This window comes from Kitasatospora sp. NPDC056184 (assembly GCF_042268405.1).
GTDB lineage: Bacteria > Actinomycetota > Actinomycetes > Streptomycetales > Streptomycetaceae > Kitasatospora.
The window spans coordinates 39,134-45,133 of sequence record NZ_JBHJUI010000042.1 but is presented as its reverse complement, the minus strand read 5'-3'; the positions used below and the strand labels follow the sequence as shown (position 1 = coordinate 45,133).

The 6,000-nt window shown below is 69.3% G+C and carries 10 protein-coding genes; 5 read left to right on the top strand and 5 right to left on the bottom strand.

Translation table 11 applies throughout. The annotated features are described in order from the left end of the window. Window positions 1-211: 211 nt before the first annotated feature. From ACFC0B_RS39405 to ACFC0B_RS39390, 4 genes are all read right to left on the bottom strand, one after another. Entirely contained in the window at window positions 212-538 is a 327-nt protein-coding gene (locus ACFC0B_RS39405) for a hypothetical protein (RefSeq protein WP_376097920.1), read from the bottom strand. Window positions 539-795: 257 nt separating this feature from the next. Continuing rightward, window positions 796-1,755 (bottom strand): hypothetical protein, encoded by a 960-nt coding sequence (locus tag ACFC0B_RS39400; RefSeq protein ID WP_376097917.1) that lies wholly within the window; start codon window positions 1,753-1,755, stop codon window positions 796-798. A gap of 55 nt (window positions 1,756-1,810) precedes the next feature. After that, window positions 1,811-2,056 (bottom strand): hypothetical protein, encoded by a 246-nt coding sequence (locus ACFC0B_RS39395; protein ID WP_376097914.1) that lies wholly within the window; start codon window positions 2,054-2,056, stop codon window positions 1,811-1,813. Next, window positions 2,053-2,421, bottom strand: coding sequence for an ATP-binding protein (locus ACFC0B_RS39390; RefSeq protein ID WP_376097911.1), 369 nt, complete (start codon window positions 2,419-2,421; stop codon window positions 2,053-2,055). Before ACFC0B_RS39390 ends, ACFC0B_RS39395 begins: the two co-directional genes overlap by 4 nt. 209 nt (window positions 2,422-2,630) lie before the next feature. Here ACFC0B_RS39390 and ACFC0B_RS39385 point away from each other — a divergent pair, with 209 nt between their 5' ends. The 4 genes from ACFC0B_RS39385 (at window position 2,631) to ACFC0B_RS39370 (ending at window position 4,577) form a co-directional block, all read left to right on the top strand. Further along, window positions 2,631-3,611 (top strand): helix-turn-helix domain-containing protein, encoded by a 981-nt coding sequence (locus ACFC0B_RS39385; protein ID WP_376097908.1) that lies wholly within the window; start codon window positions 2,631-2,633, stop codon window positions 3,609-3,611. After that, complete coding sequence (locus ACFC0B_RS39380; RefSeq protein ID WP_376097905.1) at window positions 3,604-3,798, top strand: DUF397 domain-containing protein; 195 nt, start codon at window positions 3,604-3,606, stop codon at window positions 3,796-3,798. The genes ACFC0B_RS39385 and ACFC0B_RS39380 overlap by 8 nt, the downstream gene beginning before the upstream one ends. Window positions 3,799-3,862: 64 nt before the next feature. Beyond that, window positions 3,863-4,009, top strand: a complete 147-nt coding sequence (locus ACFC0B_RS39375) for a hypothetical protein (protein ID WP_376097902.1) — start codon at window positions 3,863-3,865, stop codon at window positions 4,007-4,009. A 139-nt stretch (window positions 4,010-4,148) separates the two neighbouring features. After that, window positions 4,149-4,577 (top strand): hypothetical protein, encoded by a 429-nt coding sequence (locus tag ACFC0B_RS39370; protein WP_376097899.1) that lies wholly within the window; start codon window positions 4,149-4,151, stop codon window positions 4,575-4,577. 63 nt (window positions 4,578-4,640) lie between these two features. Here ACFC0B_RS39370 and ACFC0B_RS39365 read toward each other — a convergent pair whose 3' ends face one another. Then, a complete protein-coding gene (locus ACFC0B_RS39365; RefSeq protein WP_376097896.1) occupies window positions 4,641-5,126 on the bottom strand; it encodes a GNAT family N-acetyltransferase in 486 nt (161 codons plus the stop codon). Window positions 5,127-5,288: 162 nt separating this feature from the next. On the opposite strand from ACFC0B_RS39365, the gene ACFC0B_RS39360 reads away from it, so the two are divergent. Next, complete coding sequence (locus tag ACFC0B_RS39360; RefSeq protein ID WP_376097893.1) at window positions 5,289-5,951, top strand: hydrolase; 663 nt, start codon at window positions 5,289-5,291, stop codon at window positions 5,949-5,951. Window positions 5,952-6,000 lie beyond the last annotated feature (49 nt).

Sequence of the window (6,000 nt, the reverse complement as noted above, 5' to 3'; positions counted from 1 at the left end):
TTTCAAACTCTAGCCGATCCCCGCTCCGAAAAGCGAATCCGGCCGCAATCCCCAAAAATGCACACGCCAAATAAACCCCGTGCGGGAAGCGTTGGTATTTCCAGAGGATTGGCCGCTCCGGGACCGTCCGCGCCAATGCGTGTCCGGTGCTCCCTGTCGAGCGACTAGAGAACACTACCCCTCCCCCGAGATCAGGGCAAGTTGTCCCTGGTCACAGCTCTCCCCGCCCGGGGCGGGGAGAGGGCAGCGGGGCCGGGACCCCCGTCCTGCGGTCCCGCCAGAGCAGCACCAGTACTCCGCCGACACCCACGAAGAGTGCGGCGGCGGCTCCGGCCACGGGGAGCAGCGGGCTCCCTGTGGCGACGCCCAGGGCCTCCGAGCCGGTCAGGGAGCCCGACGGTTCGGCCGGCGTCGAGACGCGGGCGACCCTCGGTGCGTCCGGGACCGGTTCCGCGAGGGTGCCGCAACCGCCGATGCCCGTCATCACCAGTACCGCGCCCCCTGCGGCGCACCTGGCCCGCACTCGTCCTCGTTCCACGGTCCCCCCACTCCCATCGCCGACGGCCACCCTCGCCCCGCCTGACCAAGCGTTCCCAGCACAGTGGGAGAACCGGACCCTCCGCACCCGGATTGCCCGATATTCACTTGTGCGTGTGACCCGCACCCCTCACAGAATCCCCACCCAGTTCGAGCCCTGCGCACAGAGTCCCCTGGCCCTCAGGGCCCGCTGAGCCGCTTCCAAGGTGAGCGGCGAGTGCTCCGGCAGCGCCGCCGCGCGGAGGACGGGCTCGCCGTTCAGCCGAGAAGAGGGTGGACGTCCGGCCACGGGTAGCCCAGCCGCTCGGCGAGCTCGGGCGAACCTCCCCAGACCTCGGCGGCGGCTCGGGGGTCGCCTGCGATGAGCTGTGCTTCGAGGTGCTCGGCCTGCTCCGACGGCTCGTCCGCAGTGATCGGGAGCACCATCCCGAACTGGAGCTGGTCGTTCTCGTCCCGGCCGCGGGGGTGTCTCAGGACGACGTCGATCCGATCGGGCTCCGTGCGGGAGGACCCGACGCCCTCCACCTCGCAGTCCCACCTGACGAGCCAGTCCTCCTGGCGCCTCAGTGCCGCTTCCAGCAGCCGGGCGACCACCCCGCCCGTCCACTCCCAACTGCGGTCCGCGCCGGCTCGCCGGACCTCCGCCTCGTACTGGTCCACGGTGAACCGAAGCTCCGGCAGGTCCAGGTCCTGCCGGGCCGGGTCGCGCCAGCCGGCCCAGACGACGTGCTCGCCGTCACGCCCGACCGTCAGGTACAGGGCGCCGCAGCACTTCTCGTAGCCGCACCCGGACCACGCGATCCGAACCTCGTGGGGCGTGCCCGTGGCCTGCAGCGGCCCGTCGTCGCCGAACAGGTAGCGGGGGCCCACGCCCGCGTACGCGGGTCCGATTCCGTCGTAGCTCTCGGGCACGTCGGCCAGGAAGTCCCGGCCGTTGACGATCGGGCGGACCCCGATGCCGCCCTCGCCGGGCGGTGGGCAGTCGATGTGCAGGGTGAGATGGTCCGGTTGTCCTGTGGTCACCGGCCCATCGTTGCGGCGCCGGGCGGAGCTGTCAGCTGGATTTGGGTGGCCTACCGACGGCGTGCGCCCGGGGTGGTCGTCGGGCCAGGAGATCCGGAGGGTCGCGATGACGCCGAGGAAGACGGTGGCGAAGGCGAGCGCGAGCAGGACCGCGAGGGCGGCGCCGACCAGGAGGCCGGCGCCGCCGAGCCTCATCGGCGGGCTCCGACGCCCCGACGGCCGTGGCGGACGTCGGGGTCGGCGGTGAGGGTCACGACTCCCACGGCCGGTCGCCCCTCTCGCGGAGGACGTGGAGGAGGTTGAGGAGGGTGGCGAGGGAGGTGTCGCCGAAGTGGATGAGGAGGCGGCCGTCGATGGTGGTGCCGTTGACGTGGGCGGAGCCCCACTGGATGCCGAAGGGCTTGCCCCGCTCGTGGAGTTCACGGAGGAGAGCGGTGACCTCGGGCTCGGTGTAGGTGCGCAGGTACGGGTCGTGGGGAGCGATGGGGCCGTTCACGCGGCGGCGTCCAGCTCGAACCAGACCCGCTTGCCGGTCTTGCGGGGGTCCGCGCCGAAGCGGTGGGTGAGGGAGCGGACGAGGTGGAGCCCGCGGCCGGAGAGGGCGTAGGGGTCGGCGGGGTGGTCGGGCTCGGGGAGGGTGGGGCAGTCGTCGCAGACGCAGACGCGGACAGTGCGGTCGCCGATGAGGACGACGACCACGGTGGGCGCGGGGCTGCCGCCGTGCTTCCAGGCGTTGACGTACAGCTCGTGGAGGGCGAGCTCGGCGTCGTGGACGAGGTCGTCCGGCCAGTGGGCGCGGGTCAACGCCTCGCGCAGCTCCTCGCGGGCGGTGGACCAGTCGGGCGGGGTGAAGGCACGCATGAGGGAACCTCCGGGCGGGGGTCGTGCGGTGGGGTTCGTCGTCGAGAGGTCGACGGACACGTCGCCGTGAGCCAGGCCAGGACGAGGCTGGTGGATGCCACGCGTGGCTGCTCTTCGGTGCGAGATGGGCAGAAGGCGCCTACTGCCCGTGAGTACAGGCTTTACTGACGATCCGTCGGATCGACATGGCACGACCATAACGCAGGCCCATGAGAAATTTTCCATGGATCCGCGATATTCCCTCTAACGTGGCATCGCGAAGCCCAGAATGGACCGTGACTCGGCAGCGCGGCAGACTGGGGCCACTCTTGTCGGGGAAGGAAGCAATGGCTCGCACGAACCCAACCCTCCGCCAGCGTCGGCTTGGTGCAGAGCTTCGAAGGATGCGCGAGCAGGCCGGCTTCGGTGGCAGTGAGCTCGGCCGCGCGGTCGGCATGAACCCCGCGCAGGTGACGCAGATGGAGGCCGGGAAGATCGGCATCAGCGTGGAACGGCTGCGTACGGTCGCCGCGACGTGCATGTGCGCCAACGAGCCTCTGATCGCCGCCCTCGCGAACATCATCACGGAGCGCGAGAAGCCCGGCTGGTGGGAGGAGTACCGAGGAGTCCTCTCGACGGACTTCGTCGATGTCGCGGAGTTCGAGAGCCAGGCTCGACGGCTCACCACCTTCACGATGGCCTTCGTTCCCGGACTGCTCCAGACCGGCCGCTACGCCGCTGCGGTCTTCGCCGAAACCTTCCCACCTCTGCCACGCCACGAGGTCGACCTCAGGACAGCCTTCCGCATGCAACGGCAGCGCGTCGTCCGATCCGGCGCGACGCCATACTCGGCGTTCATCCATGAAGCGGCGCTACGCATGAAGTTCAGCGGTCCCACCGTTCTCGCCGAGCAACTCGACGCTCTCATCGAGGACTCCGAGCAATCGACCATCTCCATCCGAGTGATCCCGTTCGACGTCGACGCCATGCCGAGCTCCAACGAGAACTTCACCTACGCCGACGGACCGATCCCCGAGCTGGACACCGTACAGATGGACACGGGCCTTGGTGGCCGAATCTTCGACACCCCGGCCCACATCGCAAAGTTTCGATCCCTGCTCGCTCGATTCGACTCGTGTGCCCTCTCCGAGGAGGAATCCCGAGGCTTCATCGGATCCATCAAGAAGGAAGTGGCAAGCAAACATGCATAGCTCTGCTTGGCAGAAGTCCAGCTACTCCGCCGCAAACGACGAGTGTGTGGAGGTCCGTATCGCTGACGAGGGGATCGAGCTCCGCGAGTCCGACGACGCCGATGCCATCATCCGCACCACCCCTGCCAAGTTCGCCGCCCTCCTCAATCGCACCAAGGCCGGCGCGTTCGACCACCACGGCGGCTGACGCGACAATGATCGGCCCTCGCTCCATCGAGCGAGGGCCGACCCATGGCCACGGCCTCGACGCCATGAAGAGCCACCTCGCGGCTCACCCCTCACCCCTGGCGCCGGCCGTACTGGAGCGGCTCCGCGAGCTCGCGTCGGAGGGCGCGTTCGGCGGGTTCTCGGTGGAGGAGCACGCGGGCGGCTACGACAGGTACTACGAGGACGGCTGAGCCCGGCGGTGGCCGGTTGCTGACAGGGCGGGCGGCTATCCCCGTTCGTGGCGGCGTGTCACAATCCGACTAGAGCGATGTGACATGTCACATGTGTTCCCGGTTTCCACCGGGAACACCTAACGAGGGAGGAACCCCTTTGAAACGCTTTGCCGCTGTTCTCGCCGGCACCGCCGCCCTGGCCGCGCTGACCGGAGTCCAGTCCGCCTCCGCCAACCCCGTGGGCACCACCGTGTGCGGCACCCCGGGCGTACCGAACCACGTCACGGTCAAGGCCTGTATCAACATCAACCAGGGCCACGTCTACGCGTTCGGGCGCGCCACTCCGTACAGCTCGACCTGGCAGGACCAGCAGGTCTCCTTCCAGCTGAGCACCATCGGCATCACCAACCCGGCGCTCGGCACCGTCTACCCGACCGTCCTGATCACGGCCATCGGGCCGGCCCAGGAGATCGGCAGCGTCACCGGCGACGTGCCCTGCGGCTCGCAGGTGACCGCCACGTTCACCGTGACCCAGCCCGGCTGGTACCCGTCGTCCTCGACGGTCACGACCGTCGTGAACTGCTGACGCGACCGACCGGAACCGGGGCCGCCCCTCGCTCGGCGGAGCGAGAGGCGGCTCTTCGCCGCTTCAGAGGCGGCGGAACATGAAGTGCTGGCCGACGTAGCCGTGCTCGGGGTGGTCGAAGACCCCCGGGACGGTGCCGATGACCTCGAAGCCGAGCGACTTCCACAGGTGAACGGCCGACTCGTTCGTCTCCACGACGGCGTTGAACTGGATGCCGTGGAAGCCCTGCTCGCGGTGCCAGGCGATGACGTACTCGCCGAGCGCGCGGCCGACGCCCCGGCCCTGGTGGGCGGGGTCGACCAGGAATGACGCGGTGCCGATGTGGGAGCCGCGGCCCGGCTTGTTCGGGCCCATCTTCGCCGAGCCGACGATCCTTCCGTCCAGGACGGCCACCACGGTGCGGCCCGGGGGCTGCTCCATCCACCAGGGCTTCGCCTCGTCGAGGGTCTGCCGCTCGGGGAAGGCGTACGTGCGACCCTCCGCCATGATCGCGGCGTAGAACGGATAGATGCTCGGCCAGTCCTCGTCGGAGGCGGTGCGGATGTCCATTCGGGAGAGCGTACGCGGGGCGTGCGCCCTCGGGACAGTCCCGGGCGCAGAGCGGGCAGAACGGCCGGCGATCCCGCACTAACGTCGCTCTCGTAGCGCTCCGGGGAACCGGGAAAGCGCCTGACGCAACGTCAATTCCCTGTGCTGATAAGGAACATAACCATGGTAGACATCGCCTCGGTCCACGCTGCCCCGAGTCCGGACCTGCTCACCCCCGACAACGCGATGATGCTGTTCGTCGACCACCAGCCGCAGATGTTCTTCGGCACCGGCAGCGGCGACCGCACCGCGATCATCAACTCCACCGTCGGCCTCGCCAAGGCCGCCAAGATCTTCAACGTGCCGACCGTGCTGTCCACCGTCGCCGCCGAGTCCTTCTCCGGCCCGATCCTCCCGCAGCTGAAGGAGGTCTTCCCCGGCCAGGAGGTCATCGACCGCACCACGATGAACGCCTGGGAGGACGAGGCCGTGGTCGAGGCGGTCAAGGCGACCGGCCGCAAGAAGATCATCCTGTCGGGCCTGTGGACCGAGGTCTGCCTGGTCCTGCCGGCGCTGTCGGCGCTGGAGCAGGGCTACGAGGTCTACGTCGTCGCCGACGCCTCCGGCGGTGTCAGCCCACTGGCCCACGAGCACGCCCTGCAGCGGATGACCGCCGCCGGCGCCGTGCCCGTCACCTGGATCCAGGTGCTGCTGGAGCTCCAGCGCGACTGGGCCCGCGGCGAGACCTACGTCCCCGTGACCGAGCTGGTCATGGAGCACGGCGGCACCTACGGCCTGGGCCTGGTCTACGCCCACTCGATGATCAACCCGCACGCCGCCGGCTGACGGATCCCCGCCACCCCGTGATCCGGGCCCCTGCCGCACCGGTGCGGCA